The organism is Pseudomonas sp. WSY_20, from assembly GCF_043104335.1.
Taxonomy (GTDB): domain Bacteria; phylum Pseudomonadota; class Gammaproteobacteria; order Pseudomonadales; family Pseudomonadaceae; genus Aquipseudomonas; species Aquipseudomonas parafulva_B.
The window spans coordinates 99,969-126,079 of record NZ_JBICKP010000089.1; the positions used below are offsets into that span (position 1 = coordinate 99,969).

Sequence of the window (26,111 nt, forward strand, 5' to 3'; positions counted from 1 at the left end):
CCTACGTGACGCGAATGGCGCCAGTTTAGCATCAAGTCGCATCAATTAAGACCAAGCCGCGAAATTGTAACGACTCTTGTCATGGCCAACCATGCGCCCCAACGAATAGCGGCACGCCTGCCGGCCGCTGGTCTTTCCACACGAAGAATAAGAATCGAGGTCATTTTCCAATGCTCGAAGTACTCAACGATTTCCTCTCGGGGAAACTGCTCATCGTGCTGATCGTGGGGCTGGGTAGCTACTTCACCCTCCGTTCCCGGTTCGTCCAGTTCCGCCACTTCGCACACATGTTCGGTGTGTTCAAGGAATCGCTGCGTGGCCAGGCAGGCCAACTGAGTTCATTCCAGGCCCTGATGCTGAGCCTGGCCGGCCGCGTGGGCGCCGGTAACATTGCCGGTGTCGGCATCGCCGTGACCCTGGGCGGCCCAGGTGCCGTGTTCTGGATGTGGGTCACCGCGCTGGTGGGCATGTCGAGCAGCTTCTTCGAATGTACCCTGGCCCAGGTGTACAAGCGCGCCGACGGCGATGGCCTGTACCGTGGCGGCCCGGCCTACTACATTCAGCATGGCCTGAAGTACAAGGGCATGGCGATCGTCTTCTCGATCCTGCTGCTGGTCACCTATGGCTTCGCCTTCATTGGCCTGCAGTCGTACACCGTGACCCATTCGCTGCAAAACGCCTTCCACTTCGATCCGCGCCACACCGGCATCGTGCTGGCAGTACTGCTGGCCATCACCTTCATTGGTGGCATCAAGCGCATCGCGGCGGTGTCCGACCTGCTCGTACCGATCAAGACCTTGGCCTACATCGGCGTGACCCTGTACGTGATCGGCACCCAGATCGAACACGTGCCGGCCATGCTCGAAACCATCTTCAAGAGCGCTTTCGGTCTTGACCCCGCGTTCGGCGGCCTGCTGGGCAGCGCCATCGTCATGGGCGTGAAGCGTGGCGTGTTCGCCAACGAAGCCGGCCTTGGCAGTGCACCGAACGTAGCCGCCGTCGCAGCCGTGAAGCACCCAGGTGCCCAGGGCGTGGTACAGGCGTTCAGCGTGTTCCTCGATACGTTCGTGATCTGCACCTGCACCGCGCTGCTGATCCTGCTGTCGGGCTTCTACACCCCTGGTTTCGAGGGTGACGGCATTGTCCTGACCCAGAACTCGCTGGCAGCCGTGGTAGGCGACTGGGGCCGTATCTTCGTGAGCGTGGCGCTGTCGCTGTTCGTGTTCACCTGCATCCTCTACAACTACTACCTGGGCGAGAACAGCCTGCAGTTCCTCAGCCGTAACCGGGCTGTATTGATGGGCTTCCGTGCCCTGGTACTGGCATTGGTCGTGTGGGGCTCGATGCAGGACCTGACCACCGTGTTCGCCTTCGCCGACATAACCATGACGTGCCTGGCCTTCGTCAACCTGATGGCCCTGGCCTTGCTGTTCAAGGTCGGCCTGCGTGTGATGCGCGACTACGATGACCAGCGCAAGGCTGGCATCAAGCAGCCCGTGTTCGATTCGGCCAAGTTCGCCGACCTGGACCTGGACCGTAATGCATGGCCTGCCAATCCGCAGGTGGAAACAGCCGCTGACAAAGCTGTAGGCCAGGCTCAGCCGCTGCGCTGATAGGCTGACATCGCCAGCCGCCCCAGCGAGGGTTGTGCCAGTTGTTTGAGTCACCAGGGGCCGCATTGCGGCCCCACTAGCCTTCCCTCCAAAGCGCGGCTCTTCTTTCCCGTTCATCGCTACGGACGCTTTCCATGCGCGCAGTAAAGAACCTCCTCGTGCTCTACACCGGTGGCACCATCGGCATGCTCGAAACCCCGGAAGGCCTCGCCCCATCGGGCGGCTTCGAGTCCCGCATGCGCGATCATTTCGCCGTGATGGCCGACGCCCCCGAAGTCACCTGGACGCTCCAGGAACTGGACCCACTGCTCGACAGTGCCAACATGCAGCAGCACAACTGGCTGGCGATGCGTGATGCGATCGTCGATGCCGTGCGGGTCCGTGACCATGATGCGGTACTGGTACTGCATGGCACCGACACCCTGGCCTACAGTGCAGCGGCACTGTCGTTCCTGTTGCTGGGGCTGCCGGTTCCCATCCTGCTGACCGGCTCGATGCTGCCGGCAGGCGCACCTGGCAGCGATGCCTGGGACAACCTGTGCGGTGCACTGCGCCAGTTCGATCATCCCCTTGAAGCGGGCGTGCAGCTGTACTTCGCGGGGAAGCTGCTGCACGGTTGCCGCGCCTCGAAGCTGCGCAGCGAAGCGTTCGATGCCTTTGCAGCCCTGCCGCGCCACCGCCAGAGCGAGCACGTAGCCCCCTTGCCGGCACACTTGGGTTACCAGCAGCCCCGTCAGCGCGTAAACCTTGCGGTGGTGCCGGTGTTCCCTGGTTTGCAGGCCGGTCATCTGGACGCTTTGCTCGGCAGCGGCGTGCAGGGCTTGTTGCTGGAATGCTATGGCAGCGGCACTGGGCCGTCCGATGATCAGGCGCTGCTCGACACTTTGCGTGCAGCACGCGAGCGTGGGGTCATGTTGGTGGCCATTTCCCAGTGCCCGGAAGGCGACGTGGTCTTTGATACCTATGCCGCCGGTAGCCGCCTGCGGGCAGCAGGCCTGGTCAGCGGGGGCGGCATGACGCGGGAGGCGGCCCTTGGCAAGATGTTCGCGCTGTTGGGTGCCGGGCTGGACGTGGATGAGGCCGAGCAGTGGTTTGCCCTGGACCTGTGCGGCGAACGCTAGAAGTGGCGGAAGGCAGCGGGAGTCGAACCTGCCCGGGAACGGATGCCGTCCCCAACCGGGTTTGAAGCCCGGCCGCGCCACCGGGCGCGATTGCCTTCCTTGAAGTGGGTGCCTGGCCTGCTAGCGGGCCAGGGCACTGTCACTGCGGATGTACCGCTGATCGCCGACCCTGCGGGTCAGGCCGATCCGGTCGAAATACTCCAGGATCTGTACACTGCGCTTGCGACCGATGCCCAACATATCGCGAAATGCAGCAACCTGCACTACCGGCGTGTCACCCATGTGACGCTGCAGCAGCTCTGCCATACGCTGTAGAGTCGGTTCTGGGTAGAACAGGTCCCGCACCACCTGGTGCAGCAGCCCCAGGCGTGCGAGCTTGCGCAGTAGCAGGCGTACATCGGCCTCAGCGCACTTTTCCTCGCTCGCCAACGTCCTGACCCAAGGCGGATCGTAGGCTGCGGCCAGCAGTCTGGGCTGCAGGCGGGCCCAGAGCGCCTCATCTGCGGCACTGAGCTGGACCTGATGATCAGGCAAGTGCAGCCAGGGGCCGCTGCTGGCCACTGCGCCCTCGGCCAGCAACTGCTCAAGTAAACTGACGAACCCCGGCCTGTCCAATGGCAACGCCGCGAAACGGCGCAGTCTGTCACGGTCCGGGCCCAATTGATCGGGCTCCTGCTCATGAAAGGCCGCCAATTGGGCCAGCACACGTTGCTTGAGCGCCTGCCATTGCCTTGCGGCGAACAGCAACTGGCCTTGGCGGGTGGCGATCACGAGTACGTCGTCGGGTAATTGCCAGCTGTCACGCAGGCGATTGAACTGTCGCTCCAAGCGCTGTGGGTCCAGCCCACCCGGTGCGCTGGCAAGCAAACCCGGCAAGGCCTGCTCAAGGCCCGCACAGTCGCGCAGCACCTGCAACTGTTGCAGCCTTTCGGCGCTGCGGCGTTGTCGACTGGGGGCGAACGGGTCCAGGACCGTGCCGCCGCCAAGCGTGTATTGAGCGCGCTGATCGCGCAGCACCAGGCGGTCGCCATGCACCGCTTGCAAGGGGGCGTTGAGCAGCAACTGTGCGAACATGCGCTGCCCCGCCGCCAAGCTCTGCCCTTCGAGTAAAGCCACCCTGGCAGTTACGTCCTGGGTACCCAGGTGCACGTGCACCGCACTGAAATGCTCGAAGGTACGGGCTTGGCCGGGCAGCAGGCTCAAGTCAATATCGATGCGGGTGCTGGGCGCGTGCAACCACTGCGGCACCAGCCAATCTCCTCGGCGTATCTGGTCCACCGCCAGGCGCTCGGCGGCTATGTTGAGCGCCACACGCTGCCCTGCCTCCGCCACCAGCGCGGGCTGATTCTGGGCATGCAAACCGCGCACCCTCACCGGCCTGCCGGCCTTGCCCAGCAGCAACGTGTCGCCAGCGGTGATCCGCCCTGCCAGCGCCGTGCCAGTCACCACTACCCCCGCGCCCGTGACGGCGAACGCCCGGTCCACGGCAAGGCGAAAGCCTCCGGCCACACTGCGACGGCGGGCATGGGGCGCTGCCGCCAGCAGGGCTTGGCGCAAGGCGTCGATACCGGTGCCCGCGGTACTGGATACGGGAAATTGCGGCGCGTCGGCATACGGGCCAGGCGCCAGCAGTTGGCTGACTTGCTGCTTCACCGCTTCCACGCGTGCGGGCTCGACCCGGTCGCACTTGCTGATGGCCACCAGCGCCTGGGGAATGCCCAACAGTTCGATGATCGCCAGGTGCTCGCGGGTCTGCGGCATGACCCCATCGTCTGCCGCCACCACCAGCAGCACCAGGTCTATACCGTGGGCACCGGCCAGCATGTTGTGGATAAATCGCTCATGGCCCGGCACGTCGATGAAGCCAGTCAGTGGCGCCTGCTCGGCCAGCGACGCGTAGCGATAACCCAGGTCGATGGTCATGCCACGGGCCTGTTCCTCCTGGCGGTGGTCCCCGGCCTGGCCCGTAAGCGCTTGCAGCAGCGCCGTCTTGCCGTGATCGATGTGCCCGGCGGTCCCGACAATCACTGCAAGGCCCCCAATTGCAGGCCTGGCAGCTGCGCCAGCCATTGGGGTTCATCGTCCAGCTGGCGCAGGTCCAGCCACAGTGCATCGTCGTCGATGCGCCCAAGCACCGGCACCGGCAACTCGCGCAGCGCGCGCTCCAAGGCATGCAGGCTGCGCCCGCGCAGACGCTTGGACACCTGCGCACGCACGCACAAGGCGGCGCTGGGCAAGCGTGCGACAGGCTGACTGCCGCTGCCGATCATGCCCAGCGTCGGCTGTACGCTGACGCACCACTGCTCGCCCAGGCAGGTTTGCAACGCTGGCGCCACGCGCAGGGCCTGGGTATGAATCTCTGCCTGGGCACGCGTGAGCAGGCGCAGGCTGGGCAAGCGCTCGGCCAGGCGATCAGGGTTGCGGTACAGCGCCAGTACGGCCTCCAGGGCGGCTAGGGTGATCTTATCCACGCGCAAGGCGCGCTTGAGCGGGTTCTTCTTGATCCTGGCGATCAAGTCCTTGCGCCCAACGATGATCCCCGCTTGCGGGCCGCCCAGCAGCTTGTCGCCACTGAAGGTGACAATGTCGGCGCCATCGCTCAATGCCTGGCGCACCGTCGGTTCGGCCGGTAGTCCCCAGCGCGTGAGGTCCAGCAGGCTGCCACTGCCCAGGTCCTCGAGTAGCGGCAGGCCGTGCTGGCGGGCAATACGGGCCAGCTCCGTGGTGGGTACCTGGGTGGTGAAGCCCTGGATGCTGTAGTTGCTGCAGTGCACGCGCATCAGCAACCCGGTGCGCGGGCTGATGGCGGCCTCGTAGTCGCGGGCGTGGGTGCGGTTGGTGGTGCCGATCTCATGCAACCTGACGCCAGCCCGGGCCATGATGTCGGGTATCCGGAAGGCGCCACCGATCTCGATCAGTTCGCCACGGGAGATGATGCCTTCCTTGCGGGCGCCCAGGCTGTTGAGCGCCAGCAACACAGCGGCTGCATTGTTGTTCACCACGGTGACGGCCTCGGCGCCGGTCAGTTCGCGGATCAACCCCTCGATCAGGTCATCGCGATCACCGCGCTTGCCCGTGCTCAAGTCAAACTCGAGGTTCAGCGGGTAGCGCGCTGCGCACTCCATGGCCTCGATGGCTTCCTCGGGCAGCAAGGCGCGGCCCAGGTTGGTGTGCAATACTGTACCGGTGAGGTTGAACACGCGGCGAACCTGGCTGCGCTGGTTGACATCGAGGCGTTCGCCGGCGCGGCCCAGCAGTACCTCGGGCGCCACCTCGGCAGCACCGAGCTGGCCATTGCGGACGAGGTCGCGCAAATCGTCCAGCAAGTGCCGCAAGGTCGACAGAACAGCTTCACGGCCGTAACGCTCGATCAGCGCTAGACAAGCTGGGTGGCGCAGGAGTGTATCGATGGAAGGCAGGCGAGGCGTGACGCTGGCTAAGCTGGAGGACATGCGGTACTACCTTGGACGGGTCCATTGTCTGCTGGCCTTGTGGAAGGCAAGCGACGGTAACGCAGACATCCGCAGGTTCGAGAACCTTCGAAGTCCGTGTCAAGGGCGCTTGCCTGCGCAAGGCAACTCGGTCTTACAGTGTAGACAATCAACCGCTAGCCGGGCGAGACCATCAGGTTGGGTGCCAGACGATGGTACCCCTCCTCGTCCAGGCGCATGTCCAGGGCCAGGCTGGCCAGGTCGTCGGCCAAGGCTTCGGCTGCTGCGTCATTTTCCAGGTAGTGTTGCTTGAGGTAGCTGTTGCACCCTGGGCAACACTCGGCACGCAGCGGCGCCTTGCCGGGCCCGTGACGGTCATCGTCGAGCGCGCTGTAGCGCAGGTCTTTGCTGGAGTCGCAATACACGCACTTGACCCGCACCACGTGCCACTCGCAGGCGCACAACGAACAGGCAAGGTAACGCAAGCCGTTGTGCTTGCCACGGTTGCGTACCACGCCCGCCATGGCCGGCGAACCGCATGCCGGGCATTGGGCAAGGCTGGCAGCGGGCTTGAGTTCGATGCTTGGCAGTGCCAGCAACCAGCTTGACCAGGCAGCCTGCAGGGCTGCGCCCACGAACGGCACCAGTGCAGGGGGCACGGCATCGTACTGGCCGCTGAGCAGGGCAATTGCCCAACCCTTGCGCTGGGTATCGTCACTGATGCGCAGCGTGTGCAGTGCTTCTTGCAGCGGGCCTTGGCCCGGCTCATCGAAATGATCGAGCAGCGCCTGCAACCAACCCAGCCATGCGCCTTCGCGCACAAGGCTGTCAGCCGCCAGGGGCGGTAGCCCGTGACTTATGCACAGGCGTTGGCGCTCCTGGGCAACAGGCAGCGCGCTAGGCGGGTTATCCACAAGCTGCTGCTGGATTCGGCATAGCCGCGCGATCAACAGCAAATAGTCGCCCATGGCATGGCCCTGGGCCAGGCGCTCCAGGCGAGCCGCCCGCACGTCGAAGAGGTTGCCTGGCGGCAGGTGCAGAAACGGCGGCATGACGGCCGATGCTTCGATCTGCCCAGGTTCAAGTACGGTACTCAAGCGTTCATCCTTCTTTTCGTCGGTGCTCGGTTGGCGTTTTGTCACCGGTCACGTCGCGATACCACAGTTCATGATGCTTGCGCGCCCAAGCCCGGCTGACCCAGCCATGCAGCATGGCGCCTACCGACCCCTTGATCCAGATACCGGCATAGATGTGCACGATGATGCTGAGCACCAGCACGAACGCTGCGAAGGCATGCAGCAAGGTGGCCAGGCGTATGGCGCCGATGTCGAAGAAGTGACTGAAGTAAGCGCGCCAGATCACCACCCCACTGACCATCAGGACCAGCATGCACACCAGCAGCGTCCAGAACAGCAGCTTCTGCCCGGCATTGTACTTGCCGATGGCAGGCACCCCTTCCTCCTGGTTGCGCATGACTCGATCGATTCTTCGCAACCACAGGCGGTCGTTGGCGGTAATGAAGTTGGCACGCCAGAAACGCACCACCAGGCCCAGGAAGAACACGAACATCGCCACACCCAGGAAAGGGTGCAGGATGCGCGTCCATGGCCCGCCGCCGAACAGATTGCTCAGCCAGAACAAGGCGGGGTGAAACAGCGCCAGCCCCGACAGGCCCGCCAGAAAGAACAGGATCGCCACTATCCAGTGGTTGCTGCGCTCGTTGGCGTTGTAACGCAGGATAGGCTTGTTGTCGTTCATGGCCGCTGCTCCCCTTGCCCATCGGACTTGTTCGGGTCGAACACATGCACTGCCGGGTCTACCTGGTGCACGCTGGTGTCGGACGCTGCAGGTTGCTCGTCCTCCTCGACACGCTGCGGCCCGACCCGTACGTAGTGGAAGAAGCCGGCCAGTACCGCAGCCCCCATGGCCAGCAAGGCTAGAGGTTTGGTGAAGCCCTTCCACAACCCCACCAGCGGGCTGATCACCGGCTGGTCCGGCAGCCCGGCATACAGCTTGGGTGTATCGGCATGGTGCAGTACGTACATCACATGGGTCCCCCCTACGCCATCAGGGTCGTACAGCCCAGCGTTCTCGTAGCCTCGGGACTTGAGGTCGACGATGCGTTCATCGGCATGCACCTTCATCTCGTCCTTGCTGCCGAAGACGATGGCGCCGGTCGGGCAGGTTTTCACGCAGGCTGGCTCCAGTCCTACGCTGACGCGGTCGGAACACAGGGTGCACTTGTAGGCCTTGTGGTCCTTTTGCGAAATGCGCGGGATATTGAACGGGCACCCGGTGATGCAGTAGCCGCAGCCTATGCAATGGTCCTGGTTGAAGTCGACGATGCCGTTGGCGTGCTTGATGATTGCACCGGGGCTTGGGCACGCCTTCAGGCAACCGGGGTCTGCGCAGTGCATGCAGCCATCCTTGCGGATGAGCCACTCCAGGTTGCCGTCGTCGCGCTCGTGCTCGGTAAAGCGCATCAATGTCCAGGTTTCGGCGCTCAGGTCCTGAGGGTTGTCGTAGGTCCCGTGGTTGTGGCCTACCTCGTCGCGCAACTCGTTCCATTCCGAACACGCCACCTGGCAGGCCTTGCAGCCGATGCACTTGGTGGTGTCGATCAGCTTGGCAACCTGCTCCTGCTCGCGTACCGAAGGCGGCACGGTGGTGGTGGCCGACCGGGCGATGATGTCTTGGCTGGCCATCAGAGTTTCTCCACTTTGACGAGGAACGACTTGGACTCCGGTGTCTGGGTATTGCCATCGCCCAGGAACGGTACCAGGGTGTTGGTCAGGTACCCGTGCCGCGTGGACCCGGTAAAGCCCCAGTGCAGCGGGATGCCGATCTGATGCACCGTCTGGTTGTTGACCTGCAGCGGACGTATCCGCTTGGTCACCACCGCAACGGCATCGATATGCCCGCGCTTGCTCGACACACGCACCCTGTCGCCCGCCTTGATGCCTTTTTCATTGGCCAGTACTTCACCAATCTCGACGAACTGCTCAGGCTGGGCAATGGCGTTGAGCCGGCAATGCTTGCTCCAGAAGTGGAAATGCTCGGTCAGGCGGTAGGTGGTGGCCGCGTATGGGAATTCATCATGTGTACCCAAGGTGTCCCACACTGAATCGAAGATGCGCCCTGCCGGGTTGCTGACCACCTTCTTGTTGTTCGGGTGCAGGGGGTTGATGCCAATCGGTGTTTCGAAAGGCTCATAGTGCTCGGGGAACGGCCCTTCGGCCATCTTGTCGATGGCGAAGAAACGCGCCACACCCTCGGGGTTCATGATGAACGGGTTCATGCCCGCTTCCGGCGGCGAATCGACCTTGAAATCAGGCACGTCGGTCCCGCCCCATGCCTTGCCGTTCCACCAGACCAGACGCTTCTTCTCCGGATCCCAGGGCTTGCCTTGCGGGTCGCTGGAAGCACGGTTATAGAGAATGCGTCGGTTGGCCGGCCACGCCCATGCCCAGTTCTGCACCTGATGCATGCCATAGGGGTCGCTGTTGTCGCGGCGCGCCATCTGGTTGCCCTGCTCGGTCCAGCAGCCGGCGAAGATCCAGCAACCAGAAGCCGTGCTGCCGTCGTCCTTGAGCTGGCCGAAGCCCGACAGTTGCTGACCGGACTTGACGGTCGCACCGGTCGGGTCGGTGAAGTCCGTCACGGCCCAGCCGTTCATCTCCTTCGCCAGTTCCTCAGGCGACGGCTCTTCGGCGATCTTGTACGGCCAGTGGATGTTCAGCAGTGGATCGGGGTAGGCCCCCCCTTCCTTCTGGTACCGCTGTCGCAAGCGCAGGAACAGCTCGCTCATGATCTGCACGTCAGTGCGGGTTTCACCCGGGCCGTCGGCGCCTTTCCAGTGCCATTGCAGCCAGCGGCTACTGTTGACCAGCGAGCCATCCTCTTCGGCGAAGCAGGTGGTGGGCAGGCGGATCACCTCGGTCTGGATACCGGCCGTGTCCACATCGTTGAACGGCCCCACGTTGCGCCAGAACTCGGATGTCTCGGTGGCCAACGGGTCCATGACCACCAGCCACTTGAGCTTGGCCAGTGCCGCGGTCACGCGGTTCTTGTCAGGGAGGGCGGCAATCGGGTTGAAACCCTGGCACATGTAGCCGTTGACCTTGCCCTGGCTCATCATCTCGAACATGCGCAGCACGTCGTAGGCAGGCACGTCGAGCTTGGGCAGCCAATCGTAGCCCCAGTTGTTCTCGGCGGTGGCGTTGGGGCCGTACCAGGCTTTCATGAGGCTGACGTGGAACTTGCCGTAGTTCTGCCAGTAGGACAGCTGCCCCGGGCGCAGCGGCTTGGATGCACGCTTGTCGATGAACGCGGCGTAGTCCTGCTCGGCGTCGCCGGCAAGCGTCAAGTAACCCGGCAGCGAGTTGGATAGCAACCCCAGGTCAGTCAAGCCCTGAATGTTGGAGTGACCACGCAAGGCATTCACGCCCCCGCCTGGCATGCCGACGTTGCCCAGCAACAGCTGCACCATCGCCGCGCTACGGATGATCTGCGCGCCGATCGAATGCTGCGTCCACCCCAGCGCATACAGGATCGTCATGGTCTTGCCCGGCGCCGAGCATGTCGCGATTTCTTCCCACACCTTCATCATGGCGTCCTGCGGCATGCCACAGGTCATGCTCGCCAATTCCGGGGTGTAGCGGCTGTAGTGCTGCTTCATCAGCTGGAATACACAGCGTGGGTGCTGCAGTGTCGGGTCTACCTTGGCAAAACCGTCCTCGCCCAGCTCGTAACCCCAGCCAGACTTGTCGGCATAGATGCGCTTGCTCTCGTCATAGCCGCTGAACAGGCCATCCTCGAAGCCATAGGTGTCCTTGACGATGAAGGATACGTCAGTGTAGTTGCGCACATACTCGTGCTGGATCTTGTCATTGCTCAGCAGGTAATTGATCAACCCACCCATGAACGCGATGTCGGTGCCGGTACGGATAGGCGCGTAGTAATCGGCCACCGAAGCGGTACGGGTAAACCTTGGGTCGACCACGATCAGCCGCGCCTTGTTGTGCGCTTTGGCCTCGGTCACCCATTTGAAGCCGCACGGGTGCGCTTCTGCTGCGTTGCCACCCATCACCAGGACCAGATTCGCATTAGCGATATCGGACCAGTGGTTGGTCATGGCGCCACGGCCGTACGTCGGGGCAAGACTTGCCACCGTCGGGCCATGTCAGACACGTGCTTGGTTATCGAACCCCAGCATGCCTGTTGCGCGAACGACCTTGTGAGTCAGGTAGCCGGCCTCGCTGGAGGCGGCGGAAGCGGCAAGAAAACCGGTGGTGAGCCAGCGGTTGACCGTCTGCCCCTGGGCGTTTTTCTCAATGAAGTTCGCGTCGCGGTCTTCCTTCATCAAGGTGGCCACGCGATCGAGCGCTTCGTCCCAGCTGACGCGTACCCACTCGTTGCTACCCGGCTTGCGTACTTCTGGGTACTTGAGGCGGCTGGGGCTATGGATGAAGTCGAGCAGACCCGCGCCTTTGGGGCAAAGGGTGCCGCGGTTCACCGGATGGTCGGCGTCACCTTCGATGTGGATGATGTTCTGCTTGACGTTCTTGCCCGCATCGCCCTGGCTGTACAGGATCAAGCCGCAGCCGACCGAGCAGTAGGGGCAGGTGTTACGGGTTTCCTTGGTATGCGCCAGCTTGAAGTGGCGCACTTGCTCGGCGAACGCAGGCGTAGGGGCCATGCCCAGCGCCGCAAGGCTCGAGCCTCCAAGGCCGACGGCGGCGACCTTGAAGAATTGCCGACGGTTGAGATCCATCGTGCACTCCTGATCAGATTTGGGCGCACGGAACATGGCCGGCGCCTCTTGGTAGTCACGGTGACGGCGGTTTGAGGACCGCCAACAGGTAAGACTAGCAAGGAATCGAAAAGGTGCGATGACGTGGATCAATCGGGTGTGATTGAAAATTTTGTAAGACGGGTCTGATGCACTTGTAGAATCAGTAAATGCAAGCCAAAAAAAACCCAGGGGTATGAACCCTGGGTTTCGGTGGGAAACGCTTAACGTTCGATCAGAACGGTTCTATTCACCTAAAAAACGTCAACAAAGCATATTTTCCGTTTAGATCAAGGCAATAGATATCAGGCACGTGCCAGCTTCTAAAAAACCGTAAACACAACCAGGATTTGAAGCACGTGTTGTTTACATTTTCCTGATTCATCACGTCACTCAGCTAGGCCGAAGCTGGGGCTGAAAGGGCTGGATCAATCGCCTCAGCCACTTTGATCCGAATCGTCTTGAAGCCCTCACCTTCATTGCCGCGAGCAGTGGCGTCCCCATCATCGTTCGGATATACGTACTGGCTATCAGGGCTATCACGGGGGTACAGGGGATATGTATTTTTATGTCGATGAAAGCGGTCAAACCGGACTCAACCTGTTCGATGAGACGCAACCGATTCTGTATTACGGCGTGCTTTCAGCACCTGCTGATCTCAACGTTACAGCACGGGCGGAGGTGGAGGCGCTTCGAGCGAAGCTCGGCGTGGACCGCTTGCATGCCAATCTCCTGGGTGTCGACAAACTAACCTCCATCTGCACAGAGCTGGATGCTATCCAGAGGTCTAAAAAAATCAGCTTCGATTTCCATCAAGTGCGTAAGGCTGACCATGCGGCCATCAGCTTTTTCGACCAGGTATTCGATCAGGGCTTGAACAAAGCTGTACCGTGGAGTAGTTACTGGACCCCTCTGCGCTACCCACTTCTACTTGAACTCGCGGCTCTGTTCGACAAGCCATTGCTGAAGCGCGCATGGGAAGCTCGGATTGAGCGGAAATCTCCGCGAGCTAACGAAATCCTAGTCGAGGTCATTCAGGAGTTGCTGGACCGGACACCTCAGCTCCGTGACCCTCGGATCAAAGAAATAATCTCTGATGGGCTGCGTTGGGCTGTGCGATATCCCGAAAAGCTAGATTACAACGCCCAAAATAAGCAGCACCTGTTGCAGATTTCCCCAAATCTGATCGGCTTCCAATCAGTACTCCATGGGATTGCTAGCAGGCTGAAGCATAAAGGCGGTAAGGCTATCAGCATCGTAGTAGATCAACAGTCCCAATTTAACCAGGCTCAAAGGCTGATCTCTGAGTATTACCAGCATGGCAAAGATTTGCCAGTGGAGGCTATGGAGGTCGGGCCGGGGTTACCGGTGATGGATCTCAAGCACATGCCCGAAGTCGCCATCTCATGCGTCGCAGGCACGACAAACGTCGGATTGGAGTTAGTGGATGTATACCTCTGGTTGTCCAAGCGACTTGTAGAAGGCAAGCCTCTCAGCGGCCCACTGAAGAAGCTCATTGAACGCCAGTTTAAATCCAGCTACACAGATCAGGTCTCCTTGGCTGCAATAAGGGAACGCTGGAGTACATATTTCTCACAGTTGCCTCCAATCAGTAAGGAGCAATTTGAAGCTGGGCAAACCGCAAAAAAAATTTGGGAGCAGCAGCGTAAAGCACATCTAGAAGGGTTATAGTCTCCGGATGTTTCTCAGATGCCACGCACCGAGTCAGATTCCTGTTTCAGCTGAAATCAAGGAAACCGGCCAATTAAAGCCAATGACAGATATGGCTTCCGCACCACTACTATCAACCAAACTACGGAGAGGCCAAAAATGGAATGGGTTAAGCGCACAGTATTAAAGATGGCAGCAGACATAATGGCACATGATGACAACCTAGAGGACATAATCAAAAACCTAGACAATGAAACCAATGAAATAAACATCAACATACGCGCACCCGAGAACAGGTACGTGATCCACTGCATCTCTGTCCTGATGTTAAATTTAGCGGAACAGAAGTATGGGGAAACCAGCGTAGGCCCGGACGATATCTACATGTCCCCAGAATTTCTGGACATTCCAAGATCTTATGTAGGAAGAACACAGAAGACTAAAACAATACCCCAAGAGAAGCATATAATTTGCTTTGGAACACAAGTTATAACTTGGGAGCAATTATTCTATGAGCTTGCCCATGAAACGCTACACCTGCTAGGCCCAACAGACACCAATAAAAATACGGTAGCCCGGATTGAGGAAGGGGTTGCAGTAAAATTTGCAGAAGAGTTTTATAAAGATTACGTATACCCCTCAATCAAACGCTACACCTACATCTCACCGCTCAGCGCGCCTCTAAGCGCCTACTACAAAGCTTATGAAGCGACAAGCAAGATACCCGACGACGTACTAAAAAGCATCCGAAGTAACTTCATAAATTTCAAAGACACAAAAAAAGAGGGACTCTATGAACTTGCCAAATCTTTTATTTCGGAAAAGGAAGCCGAGTATCTAAGCTTACCCTTCGACTACAAAGCCCCATAAAATAAACTTGCTCAAATGGCATGCAGTTATATTCCCAGCATTGCAGAGCCAAATGAACCGAAAAAACAGCAACGCTATGCTGATCTCGCCAAGCGTTGACATCCAATCGAAATCATTAGGGCGCGACTCCGCGAGTAGCCTGGCGCCCTCCTTGACGTCTAACAAATGTAGTCCTTACGCCACAAACTCCGTAAACAACAGACCCATAATAAGCAATCTTGGCGTATACCAAATAGATAGCGCACCTAAAAAGTGCGCTATCTCAAGGTTTGATCAACAACCAGGCACACCGGCAGACTCTTCCCCCAGAACACAACTTGCCGGTTCTAACCATGTGAAGTCCAAGTCAAATGCCTCTCGACTCATGACTGTCATGTAGTCTTTCAGTAGAGATGCAGCATAGGGCATGCGGATTCGCCCACAACGCCTCAATCCCCAAGTAATCCTATCAGGCAAATCATGCTCTATGCCATCTAAGCAGACGACAGACGATTTTTTGTACTTTCCAGAATGAATCTTTTTTATAGGTCCGTTGTAGAGCATTGTCAATTGCATCGAAGGATGAACAAACTCATCACTACCACCTGCAACCTTCAACTTTCCACTTGAATACTGTTCCAGCAACTTAGCGATAGGCCTGCGACCTTTTTCTAACGCGATTTGCAGGCCCGGAAGAAGATTTATTGCTTCCTCCTGAAGCTTATCGATACGTACACGCCCATCAGACCTGGAGGAAGAAAGATCCAAAATTGACAGACGAGCGGAAACCGCCGATCGCAAATCACAAACATATTGAACCCCATCAATCCTAAACTGCAGCGGCGTCTCCTTCAGCTTCTCTTTCTCTCTTATCGCAGTATCTTTCTCCTTAAGCGGCACCAAGAAAGCCATCTCAAGATCACGCTTCCCATTGTCTCTAATGGAAATGTCACAAGGCTGGGCTAGCAAAAGGAACTTCTTAGAGATTTCCCCCGGAAACTCTAACTCATCCAATTCAAATACATCACCACAAGCTATTGGTGTATAGGCCCCATTAATCAAGGTATCATGCTCCCACACCTCGAGGTTCCTGAACTCATGTAAACTCTTATGGATCTGCGTAACAGGAGCATTCAATGGAACAGTGCGTAAAGCCCTCAATCGACGAGTACTCTTCTGCACGGATTCGGAACTGGCAAAGACGTCACGAATTTTTTGAGCCAATGTAACAGAAACTGCCCGTTCAACTACATGTAGCTCAGAAACACCCTCTTTACGACCGCGCTCGACGACAAACGCTTCAAGCTGCTCAGGCGGAATATCCAACAATGTGCTTGCGGCCTCATCAAACATAGATCGAACGTTTGAAGACACATATGCAAGCACCTCATGCATGCTTTTCTTAAGACCAGCTCGTTTGATAGCAATTCTAAGTGAATTATGCAGCTCGTCCTCTTCTCCTGACTCCGAGTAAAGGCGTTGCTTAGCTATCACACAAACCGGAATACTAAGAGCAGAATGACTCTTATTTAGAGCCTCTCTCAACTCACTTTCCAGGGCTTCTTCTTTATCTATAGATGCCTCATGAGTCAAAATAAAAGCGGTACCTTTTGAACCGAGTTTATTTAGTGCCACCAAAACATCCAGACCTCGCGTTGGATGGGCCGCCCCGTCGCGAAGATCAATTATATAACTTACGGAAGAATCATCTGCAGAACATATGCCAGGCAACTGAGACTCATAGTCATCGAAAGTCCAGCGATCATCATGCTTAACATTCATTAACCGGCACAAAAACTCAAACTCGTCGCCTCCAATTTCATCAGTCGGCATATCAAGCTTCTTCTTTTCCTGAGAAAAGTATTCTTCCTTGATACTAAAGCGACGTTCCCTGGATAGGTCAGTCAAGACCTGGGTAATTTGATCCCTGACCCCTTCCTCATTAAATTCAAATTGCTCAACAAGTTCGGCAAACTCACCAAATTCACATTGCCGAGTTATCTCTATGTTGTTGCAAAGTAGATCAGAAAGCTGACTAGGCGTATCATTAAAGTGATCATCAATCCAGATAACCCGACTCACACCAAGAGCATTAAGCGCTTCATCAATCTTCATAACTTATCCCTTTACAACAACTGAGCGGAGATCGACATTGAATTTGTAGCGCCGACCATCCACATTGCGATCCGTAGCCAGGCCAATTTCACAGCCATCCATCTGCAACAGCTGAGTTACAATAAACAGTCCCAGTCCCTGGCCAGCATCTCTGTGAGGCTTCGCCGTAACAAACATTTCGAAAAGTGACTCTTCGTATGCTACGTCTACACCTGGACCAGTATCCGAAACTACAAAGCCAGCATCATTCAAGTCAATGATGATTTTCTTTTCTCTATCAGCCTCACCCGTAAGCTGACCACGCCTTAACCAATAAACACTATTTCGGATAATATTATCCAGGATTTGCAAAAGCCGCGAACGACTCACTCTAATTTTTACGTCCCTACCTGAGGAATTAATAACAACACTAATCCCCTCTCGTTCAAAAGCCATTTGACGAGTGGAGACATACTCGCCAATAAATCCTTCGAGACTCAACGTCTCTTTTATGGCTCTGCCTCTAGGAAGCATTGGATCTATTAAGGCTGCCGCATTAGCAATACCGGAGCACGAAGATCGGATGGCTCGAAAATGTGGCATCAACAAAGCTTCATCAAATGCGCCGCTTTTAACCACTTTTTGTAAAGCCCCAGCGCGCTGCCTGATTTCAGTCAGGTGCGTGCGTAATTCATGTGCCAAACCACGTGCACTTAGCCCAACAGCAGCACTTTCATATAATGCAGCCATTTGCTCCTTATTTTCGTCCATCTCCCTACGCAAACTATTAACCACTGCCGAAGTAATCGGCTTAGACTCAAGTTTTTGTTGGACAGAGCTAATGGCAGATACAGCACTCTTAGCCAGCTTGACTGCTTTTTTTGCAGCCTCATCATCCGATCCACCCTCGCTTACATCTCGCTCAATACTTTCGATGTCCCTTAATAAGGAAGATACAGCTTGAACGGCAACTTCTTTAGCAGCTTGAGTGGACTGAACAGACTTTTCAACCATTCTTAGGGAACTGTTGGCTGACTGCGGCTGATCGCCAAGTTCTTCGAGTCGTTTCTTGCAGTATTTATCGAATGCCCGACGAATGTCTTCTAACGTATCGTTTGCGAAGTCTCGACAGGTTTCCGCTATCTGCATAAAACCACGGAAGGCCGCATCCTCCACAAATCCTTCACGGTCAGATTTTTCGACTAGCCGAAAATTTTCTTCGCCTGTTAGCGAAAAATAACCGATGGTGTTATTTACACGCATACCATAAGTACTTCCTGAAGTCATCCCTGCAGAAATACCTAGCCAGTCCCCTTGAGAACGAACTCGAAATCCGTCTCGCAATATTGAGATTCCGGACATATCCTTGATTAGCTGTCGATCTACGGCATTACCTGATGCGGCCTCTTCCTCAACGCCATTTAAACCATCAAGATGAAAGAAATAGAAAGCGCCGCCAAATGGCCCTGGGTCGATAGCCTCACCACCATGATCTCTTAGCATTTGCCCCCAATCATAGTGCTGGGTAAACTCCACAAAAAAACCGCCAGTTGGATTGGCATTTTTCTTGTAGCGAGAAAGGCGTGCTACTCCGCTCAGTGACTCAAGGAACCCTTTGCCTCCATCATCTCTGAATCCGATGTTATAATTTTCTCGCTGCCTTTCATTCCTAGCGCCAGTAAATAGACGACTCTTTATCCGGGCCGTAGCAATAAGCACATTTCGCTTTGAAGACTCATCATATCTCCACGAAAATTTGAATTCCGCAATAGCACGGGCTAACGCATCGTTGGTGACAGAATTCAGCGCTTGCTCTTGCCCGTCTAATGTAACAGCAACCGGAAAAGTAGAAGTAGCCTCAAAAGGAGAAATAAGACGAGTTAGACTCCTGGTAATTTCGGTTACCCTCTCCTTCCTTCTCCACTCATGCATATCTCGCAGACCATAAACCGAGACACGCGTTCCCTTAAAGAGCTCTGCATTCTCAGTTTGCTGTGTGTAAACCGGAATTTGGTCAACAGTAGAGGCAGTCTCGCAGTCGGTCCAACGAAACTGAGCAATCGCTACCGGTGCATCTTTAGCTATCGCCGAGCGAGCGATTAAAACGTCCCCAAGCTTCATTGAGCCTAACCGACCAAGGCCTTTGTCACCGAGCGGCGTCCTATTTCTTCTAGTTTTTTTCTTAGGCCCTATCGAACTGCTCCGCTTGGAAGAATTACTGATTACCAGCCAAGAGTCTCGCAATTGTTCAGGGCTCAAACCATCGCCACTATCTTCAATGGTGATCCTTCCTACGTACTCTAGCCTGCGCTCAACCAACGTGTCGCCATCAAAATCTTCATTAGCCCGACCAAATTCATCAAACTCTATCGGTCTTCCTTCCAGATCAAATAAACTGACCTTCACATTCTCTGATGGAGATCGGAACATGACCAGCTTGCTAAACGCCCCAACTTCTCGAAGCTCTCCTTGCTCGAACGTATCAATGTCAATACGACAGCCCGGCGAGTCGGCATCATACGCGTTCTTGACGCATTCAAGAATTGCCTGCTCTACATCAGTAACCAACTCACTTCCGAGCTGAACTAAAACATGCGCGCTAACTCTGAGAGCAGCATCTTCTAAGGACTTTTCCACTATGAGAACTCTGCTACTAAAGTGGTTTCAGTAGTTATCATTACGCCCATGGAGTTTCTCGAAGGCATACGTTTTACGGGCAAACTCCGTCTCAACGAGACTAGAGAACGTCCTCCAAGAGAAGAAATGATGTCGCTACATATCTCGTCAAAAGGTACAGTCAATCCTACGGCGGTCCTATTTCCTGTCGTAAGCGCCCAGTGAGCCTGCCCGCTATATTCTCCCCGAATATTTTTAAGCGCCTCGTAGAAGTCATATACAAAACTTGAAACCTTACGAATGCCTTTCTCCTTACCGCTACCAATTGCCACTGTAACAAATTGGTCGAAAGAACGGGATATAGCTCGCATGGCATCCTGCTTTACTTCAGAATTAACTATAGACCCACCCAGACTCGCGGAATCTAATGAGTGAGTATTAGCCATAAGCATCTCCCGAAAACCTTTCGGAAGATCTTCTTTGGGGATCCAACGAAGTGCTAGATAGGAAAACTGCCCATAAGGGATGGTCGTTTGGTTGTCTCCGTATGGCGGAGAAGTAACTAGAATTTGATGGCGATCATTCCTACTTCTTAGATTAGCCCTACGGATGTCATCGCATATAATATTTGCTGCAGGACGTTTTGCTCCGCGGCTAGAGATAATGGAGCGATAGTGCTTTACTCTTTCCACAGTTTCATCTAAGTGAGACCGGAACAGGGTAGATATCTTTTCAACTCCGACCCGATCGCCAGGTTTTCTGATATGAAGCTTATATGTACTGGTTCGGCTATTTGAACAAAGCCTAACAGTCTCGGCAAATACCGCCCAAAGAACTTTCCTTGCGCCCTGCTCGTCAACCCTCAGAATCGCCCTTCGTATTTTAGCAAAGTATTCAGCACTTTCGTCACTGAACCACTTTTCACGATTTTTATAGTCGACATCGATAGAGCTCCGCTGATCCCTAGACAGGACTTCAAGCACTTGCGCGGCAGCATTCTCTACATCGGCCCCATAATCGATTGCTTTCTTAGCCTCACATACTAATACCGCTAATGGATTTATATCCACGCCAGTGAAATCCAAGCCCCTAATCATGGCTTCGGTCATAATCGTTCCCGAGCCTACGAAGGGGTCCAACACATCGCACGGTTTATTTATAGACGATAAGACCGTATCAATAATATCTCCCTGCATCCTGGGAACCATCATTGCTGGATATCGAAGGAGCCCGTGAAGGTTCGGCCTAGCGTTCAGACCAGTTTCGAGCCATTGCGGGGGCGGGGGTGATGAAAGCTCGGTAAGGCGATCAGCCAAAGAGTTTTTACGAAGATTCACTGATTGAGATGCCATAGGTGGTACAAGCCATTCCTGATGGCTCGACTCGGCAATTCGAGGAGCCTGGTGAATGGTATCTGGGAGAGGTGCCAAACACCAGGCTTTTCCCTTAAGAGGTAAACGGTTGAAAAGCACTGGGAGTCCTTATTTTCGGCGCTGTCGCGCGATCCTGTCCGTCCGGTGGTGGCTATCTCCAATGTACACAAGCTCAAGCTGTGCCACAAATGGCTAGGACCAGTCTCTAGCGTCCGCGCTTACCGAGGTTGATTGCCGGGAGGACTCGCAGCGCTGCTTGACGCAGCCTACAAGACGGTTCACTTACTGAGCGGTAGCTCTTCACCTGCCTCGCTACGTGAACGAGGCGGTCGTGACCAGTACCATTCAAGATATGTGACCAATGGCGCCCCTGTGTTCCTCGTTGAGAGGGACATCATGACGATCCTGCAAGGTGCACAGACGGGGCTGCCTGGTGTATCGCCTCAGTCCTCCTCTTTGAGCTTGGCCAACAGATCAGACACCTCCTCTCGCTCGAAAAGGTCTAAGTCATCGAGCAAATCGGCCGCTGCAGCTTGCTTTTCCAGCCAATCATCAATTTTGCCTTGATCGGGAGCCGGCATACGGCGTTCGGCTCCAATCAGTGCTGCATACTTGCCGACGGCCAAGGACAGTAGCCACTCTGCCTGGTCGTACTCCTGCCAATTCCGATTGATCACAAAACCTCCCGGGATGGTGATGATGAACTCCCATGCTTCAGCGTGCGAAACTTCCCCGTGATGAAGAACTCCCACATTTTCGCGCCCGCGAAAAAATGCTGTAGACGCCGTCGTCAGCTCGCCTCGAGGGATGCTGCAGTGATTTCTGAGTTGCGCATTCTGCGTCCAGCTCTAGAAGCTCGGACTTGTTGTTCAGTCACCTGCATAATCTGCCAAAGATTCAAAACAGGTACAGCCATGCTCATTTTCTGAGGGCTCCGCCTTCTTGATCGAATTAGCAAGGGCGGCGGCAAAAACTGAGTGCAACACCTGACCCGTCAGGTACGGTGTCGCCATGTCTTACCATGAACTCAACATCGAAGAACGCATCACCATTCAGTTTGGTCAGATGCAGGGCCTGAGCATGCGAGCCATCGCCAGGATGATTAACCGCAGCCCTTCCACGGTGAGCCGTGAGTTGCGTCGCAACGGTGATACCCGCGGTCGTTACTGCGCAGCTCCTGCCCAGGAGCAGATGCGACAGAGGCGCAGGGTATGCAGGCCCGCGCGTAAGCTTGTGCCGGGTGGCGATCTGTTTGACCTTGTGGTCTATCTGTTGCGAAAACGCTTTTCACCCCAGCAAATTGCCGGCAAGCTCAAAGCTATGGAATTTCCGAACCTTGAAGACACGTTCGTCTGTCGCGAGACGATCTATAACGCGATCTATGCCCTGCCAGTCGGCGAGCTTCGCAAAGAGCTGATCATCTGCTTGAGGCAGGGCAAAACGTCCCGCCGGCCTCGCTCTGGTGGCGTAGACCGCCGAGGTCAGATTCCTGATCTGGTCAGTATTCACGTGCGCCCACCTGAGGTTGAGGACCGCTTGACGCCCGGCCATTGGGAAGGAGACCTCATCAAGGGTAAAGCCAACGCGTCTGCTGTAGGTACGTTGGTGGAGCGCAGCACAGGCTACCTGATGCTGGTCAAAATGCACGATGCGACGGCGACTTCGGCGGTTGAAGGCTTCAGCGCGGCGCTGAACCGCCTGCCACTGGCTGCTCGGAAAACGCTGACCTACGACCAGGGGCGAGAGATGGCGCGTCACGCCGAGATCACTCAGAAAACCGGCGTCGCAATTTACTTCTGTGATCCGCACAGCCCTTGGCAGCGTGGTAGTAACGAGAACATCAACGGGCTGATTCGCCAATACCTGCCCAAGGGCACTGATCTGTCGGGGTATACGCAGGAGCAATTGGACGCTATTGCGTTCGAACTCAATATTCGTCCTCGCCAGCGCTTTGATTACAAATGCCCCATTGAAATGATGACAGCGATGATGGCCAAGCGTCATGAAAGCCCATCCTTAACTCAATAGTCGGGTGTTGCACTCAGCCTTTGAAACCGCCAAGCTCTTAAACATAGTCATAATGTTCGTCCTACACCCTGCCATTAGTGCTCCGACCACGTGTAACTTTAGTCACTTCACGATCAACCAGCGGGAGGGGTGAATTAAGGTATTCCTTTGTCAAGCCTTTCAAATATGCGTTATAAGCCCACGTCACGAACTGCTCAAGCATGTGCTCATTTTCAGCTTTAAGTCGAGCGTTCTCAGCCGCCAAGCGCTCAAGACGCTCCAAAGTCGGTACAAGCTCTTGAGAGTAAGATTTTTTACGGTGTTGTAGACGAGGTGCATTGCTGAGTCTCTGCTTTGTAGTTTGATATGCGAGCTTAATCCGAGCGTGCTTGTCTAGCGCCTGACGCGTATAGTGAATGCCCAGGCGCTTTTCAATCTCATCAACCAGCAAATCCCAAGATAGCTTACCGGCCCAGCCATCCAGAAGTCCGACAACCTGAATAATCGTACGATCATCAATGTTTCTCGCTCGCCGTTTAGCCATGATCTTTCCTTATCACTTGCCCAGCATCAGCCTGCGATAAGCGTTTCTGCGTCGTTCTGCCATCAGATGCACCTCCATCCTCCAGTGCCTGGTCCACTTCTGGCCATGACACAGTCGGAACATCCGCCAGTTGAATAACAGCGCCTATAGCAACTGCGGGATTGTCAAAAATTTCAGTAAGCTGGATTAACCGCTGTACGGTCTTCTGGTGGTGCTCCATCCATCGGTCTGCGCCGTAATAGCCCTGTGTCACTGCCTCCTCAGCACGGGTGAGCAGTTGCTTCGCATCCTCCAGTCGGCGCCTAACCTCCGTGGTTTTGCCTTCATCGCCCTTCACGCATACGTGCTCATTGCAGTTGATGCAGTCGGCATGCCGTTCACATGGCGTCATCGTGTAGTCATGCACGCAGAAGCCGAAATCAGTCGTGTGCGCGGTCGGAATCTTAAGCCGTGCAAACTCATCTCGTGAAATCGGGATCTTCTTTGGCAGCTTTGCCAGAGAGCCAAACATGAGAGCCTCGTCGCCAATGGCCTCACGAATCTTCGCCACCATTTGATCTGCGCTCATGTGGTCATACGCCTCGTTTTGGCGAATATCCAGGCGACCCGACCACTTCGCAATGTCCAACTGACTCATCCCCCCTATCTGAGCCAGGGTGTTCAGGTAGTGACGGAACTGGTGAGTAGAAACTACGATTGGACTGCCGTCTGGCTCGGTGAAGCCAAGGCGATCAAATATCGACTCAAAACCATGCTTGCTTCTCGTTCCGAGTGCTGTATTGACCTGGTTGATGTTGACCGGCTCAATAACACAGCGAAATGTACCTTTTGCAGAGTGCAGCTCATTACGCCGCACTACAATGAGCGCCTCCGAAAACTTAAGATTTGCCTCCGCGTTTAACAGTGGAAATCCGGCCGGAAGAAGCGCTATTGCCGCCCTTTCAACATCAGCAAATCGCGCGTACACACGACTCCCTCTCTTATTCAACAACACGTCATTTGCGGAGCACCATAGCCTCGCAAATGAGGAAGCGCCTTCCTCCAGTAAAATCGCCCGCTGAACCTCATCCAATGTCAGAAGTTCCTGACTCCTCAAATATTCAAAATCCGGAGGTAAATAAAGCCTTTCTGGATTAATCTCGTACCACTGCGCAATACGTCGAGCATCTGCAGTCAAATTCCTGATTTTGGCAATGGCCTCAGCGACAACGGGAGCCATCGAGGGAATAATCCATTTGACCATTGGATCAGCCCCCTTAGCTGATTGCCACCGCAGGCCATACGCATCTTTACCGCCTGAAGTTTTCTCATGAACCTCACAGTTCTCGGCAAGCAGTAACACCTCATTAATGCGGTCAGGCGCAGAGCAGAGGATCGCGGCAATCGACGAGAACAGAACGTCATTAGGTTGGGCCGCAATGTGAAACGCCTTTGGAAGCGCTTCCAATGCAGCTTGAGACGGCATTTTCTCGCTACGGCGCTTGTCAAAATCCGGCCCAACACGAGTCGTGTCAATTGGTCGTTTAATAGGGCTTCGCCACGCGAGTGGAACAGCGGTCAAACGGTGTTCGGACATGAACTTAGCAATGAGCTCAAGCTGAGCACCCACTCGATAGGCCGTAGATCCTGTAAGCCGCTCAGCGACAACTCGCGCCGCTCGATTGAACGTGTCACCATCCATCATCACCGGCCCCAAGCGACCGCTCTGCCGATGAGCAGCATCAAGGGCACGTAACGCAGTGACACGAAAAGCAGGGTTCTTCGTTGGCCGCATACCCTGCATGTAGCGAATGTAAGCCTTTGCAAAGGATACAAACGGCTCAGCCATCTGAGTCGGCAACCTGTCGTCTACCGTTTCTTGAGTAGAGAAATAGATGCGGACCCGCTTGCTCCCAAGCGCCTTCTGCTGAGTGGTATTGGTAACGTCCCAGGCCATATCGTCAAAACGAAGATCGGCACCGAAGATGCTCAGTTGAGACCGGCTCATCGCGATAAACTCGCTCAGGTTTTCCGTAGCATCCCGCTCCGCCTTGGGGGTAAACACCACTAGGCTGTCAGGCATCCTTCATCTCCTTGCGCCTCTCTCGAACGAGCTGAACCACCTCGGCAACGGCCAGAATCGTTCGGTCATTCACTGTTGCAATGCGCATATCTGTCGCTGCGATCAGACGTCCACGCTCGGCCAGCAAGTAGTCCAGCACCGCTTCATGAGGGCCATCGCCCCAGGCCTGGAAGCTTTTACAGGTGTAGCAAGCGATAGGAGCCATAAAACTACACGGCCCGTCACGACCACAACTTCCCATCGGTTTCATCGCTTCATCGAAGCGGGGATCGACAATGCGACTTGTTGGGTCATCGCCACGGGTTGCCGCTGACTCGTTACCAATGACAACACCGGCAAAGGCGTGGGCAAGCGGGGCCATTCCAAGCGCCACGGCACGATCGATCCGCTCGATGATTTCCGGCGTGGCCTTTACATAGATTCCAACATTTTGGGTGTCGCTGTGGTCGAGCAATTCAGCAATGATCAGCTCACCATGCCCTTCTCTTGCCGCGGACGTAGCGACCGTATGTCGGAGCCGTTTCGAGGTAACTTTGAGGGGCTCGCCGGTTCGCTCGGAGTACACCTGCAAAGCTTCAAATACCGAGCTGATTCTCTTACCGATACCCTCTGGTGACATGTGATGATGAAAATCTGGACGAGCCTTCTTCGTCGTCTTCCTTTGAGGAAACAGCGGCACTTGCGATGCTGAGATGGCGAATTTGCCTTCCCCGCTGAATCGGGTGCGGAGACTACTCGCGTAGTTGATGAGCATTTTCCCGATACCGGGGGTGATCAGCCGCTCCTTGAACTGTTCCCGTCGCGCCTCAGCAATCCCCTGTTTAACCCGAGGCACACGGAGCACGTACTCGGTAGCTCCATCAGCCTTCGCAATTTCCCTGACGTCGGCAACCTTCAACATTGCGTATTGGATGTTCCGCTGCCCCAAGAGCAAACAAA

Annotated in this window: 18 protein-coding genes and 1 tRNA gene; 5 read left to right on the forward strand and 14 right to left on the reverse strand. The window is 55.9% G+C overall.

All coding sequences use genetic code 11. The features are described 5' to 3' along the window. Positions 1-170: 170 nt before the first annotated feature. A complete protein-coding gene (locus ACF8E5_RS21660) occupies positions 171-1,613 on the forward strand; it encodes a sodium:alanine symporter family protein (protein ID WP_058638680.1) in 1,443 nt (480 codons plus the stop codon). A gap of 134 nt (positions 1,614-1,747) precedes the next feature. Beyond that, a complete protein-coding gene (locus ACF8E5_RS21665) occupies positions 1,748-2,734 on the forward strand; it encodes an asparaginase (protein ID WP_058638681.1) in 987 nt (328 codons plus the stop codon). Positions 2,735-2,737: 3 nt separating this feature from the next. Here the strand turns inward: ACF8E5_RS21665 and ACF8E5_RS21670 are convergent. From ACF8E5_RS21670 to fdnG, 7 genes are all read right to left on the reverse strand, one after another. Then, a tRNA-Sec gene (locus ACF8E5_RS21670) sits at positions 2,738-2,833 on the reverse strand. A gap of 21 nt (positions 2,834-2,854) precedes the next feature. Beyond that, positions 2,855-4,762 carry a selenocysteine-specific translation elongation factor gene (gene selB, locus ACF8E5_RS21675; protein ID WP_392475776.1) on the reverse strand — a complete coding sequence of 636 codons (1,908 nt, stop codon included), beginning with the start codon at positions 4,760-4,762 and terminating at the stop codon, positions 2,855-2,857. Further along, entirely contained in the window at positions 4,759-6,186 is a 1,428-nt protein-coding gene (gene selA / locus ACF8E5_RS21680) for an L-seryl-tRNA(Sec) selenium transferase (protein ID WP_058638682.1), read from the reverse strand. The genes selB and selA overlap by 4 nt, the downstream gene beginning before the upstream one ends. Positions 6,187-6,341: 155 nt before the next feature. Beyond that, positions 6,342-7,262 carry a formate dehydrogenase accessory protein FdhE gene (gene fdhE / locus ACF8E5_RS21685; protein WP_326383772.1) on the reverse strand — a complete coding sequence of 307 codons (921 nt, stop codon included), beginning with the start codon at positions 7,260-7,262 and terminating at the stop codon, positions 6,342-6,344. A gap of 4 nt (positions 7,263-7,266) precedes the next feature. Next, complete coding sequence (locus tag ACF8E5_RS21690) at positions 7,267-7,923, reverse strand: formate dehydrogenase subunit gamma (RefSeq protein ID WP_058638684.1); 657 nt, start codon at positions 7,921-7,923, stop codon at positions 7,267-7,269. Further along, the gene (gene fdxH / locus ACF8E5_RS21695; protein ID WP_326383770.1) at positions 7,920-8,870 is read right to left on the reverse strand and encodes a formate dehydrogenase subunit beta; all 951 of its coding nucleotides are present in this window, start codon (positions 8,868-8,870) and stop codon (positions 7,920-7,922) included. The genes ACF8E5_RS21690 and fdxH overlap by 4 nt, the downstream gene beginning before the upstream one ends. Beyond that, positions 8,870-11,938: a formate dehydrogenase-N subunit alpha gene (fdnG, locus tag ACF8E5_RS21700; protein ID WP_144965381.1), complete on the reverse strand. Its 3,069-nt coding sequence runs from the start codon at positions 11,936-11,938 to the stop codon at positions 8,870-8,872. The genes fdxH and fdnG overlap by 1 nt, the downstream gene beginning before the upstream one ends. A gap of 576 nt (positions 11,939-12,514) precedes the next feature. On the opposite strand from fdnG, the gene ACF8E5_RS21705 reads away from it, so the two are divergent. Together ACF8E5_RS21705 and ACF8E5_RS21710 are read left to right on the forward strand one after the other, a co-directional pair. Further along, positions 12,515-13,648, forward strand: coding sequence for a DUF3800 domain-containing protein (locus tag ACF8E5_RS21705; RefSeq protein ID WP_392475777.1), 1,134 nt, complete (start codon positions 12,515-12,517; stop codon positions 13,646-13,648). Positions 13,649-13,786: 138 nt separating this feature from the next. Further along, the gene (locus tag ACF8E5_RS21710; protein WP_392475779.1) at positions 13,787-14,497 is read left to right on the forward strand and encodes a hypothetical protein; all 711 of its coding nucleotides are present in this window, start codon (positions 13,787-13,789) and stop codon (positions 14,495-14,497) included. Positions 14,498-14,770: 273 nt separating this feature from the next. Here ACF8E5_RS21710 and ACF8E5_RS21715 read toward each other — a convergent pair whose 3' ends face one another. The 4 genes from ACF8E5_RS21715 to ACF8E5_RS21730 all read right to left on the reverse strand — a co-directional run bounded on the left by ACF8E5_RS21715 (position 14,771) and on the right by ACF8E5_RS21730 (position 21,311). After that, positions 14,771-16,591, reverse strand: a complete 1,821-nt coding sequence (locus ACF8E5_RS21715) for a hypothetical protein (RefSeq protein WP_182275428.1) — start codon at positions 16,589-16,591, stop codon at positions 14,771-14,773. 3 nt (positions 16,592-16,594) lie between these two features. Continuing rightward, on the reverse strand, positions 16,595-19,207 hold the full coding sequence (locus ACF8E5_RS21720; RefSeq protein ID WP_392475780.1) for a sensor histidine kinase: 2,613 nt from the start codon (positions 19,205-19,207) through the stop codon (positions 16,595-16,597). Then, a complete protein-coding gene (locus ACF8E5_RS21725; RefSeq protein WP_182275430.1) occupies positions 19,207-20,295 on the reverse strand; it encodes a hypothetical protein in 1,089 nt (362 codons plus the stop codon). Before ACF8E5_RS21725 ends, ACF8E5_RS21720 begins: the two co-directional genes overlap by 1 nt. Positions 20,296-21,002: 707 nt before the next feature. Next, positions 21,003-21,311, reverse strand: a complete 309-nt coding sequence (locus tag ACF8E5_RS21730) for a hypothetical protein (RefSeq protein WP_392475781.1) — start codon at positions 21,309-21,311, stop codon at positions 21,003-21,005. Positions 21,312-21,570: 259 nt separating this feature from the next. Here ACF8E5_RS21730 and ACF8E5_RS21735 point away from each other — a divergent pair, with 259 nt between their 5' ends. Further along, complete coding sequence (locus ACF8E5_RS21735; protein WP_392475782.1) at positions 21,571-22,587, forward strand: IS30 family transposase; 1,017 nt, start codon at positions 21,571-21,573, stop codon at positions 22,585-22,587. A gap of 61 nt (positions 22,588-22,648) precedes the next feature. Here ACF8E5_RS21735 and ACF8E5_RS21740 read toward each other — a convergent pair whose 3' ends face one another. The 3 genes from ACF8E5_RS21740 to ACF8E5_RS21750 all read right to left on the reverse strand — a co-directional run. Beyond that, positions 22,649-23,110, reverse strand: a complete 462-nt coding sequence (locus tag ACF8E5_RS21740; RefSeq protein ID WP_392475783.1) for a hypothetical protein — start codon at positions 23,108-23,110, stop codon at positions 22,649-22,651. Further along, complete coding sequence (locus ACF8E5_RS21745; RefSeq protein ID WP_392475784.1) at positions 23,103-25,172, reverse strand: integrase; 2,070 nt, start codon at positions 25,170-25,172, stop codon at positions 23,103-23,105. Before ACF8E5_RS21745 ends, ACF8E5_RS21740 begins: the two co-directional genes overlap by 8 nt. Continuing rightward, a partial coding sequence (locus ACF8E5_RS21750) for a site-specific integrase (protein ID WP_392475785.1) occupies positions 25,165-26,111 on the reverse strand: 947 nt, incomplete at its 5' end. The genes ACF8E5_RS21745 and ACF8E5_RS21750, both read right to left, overlap by 8 nt.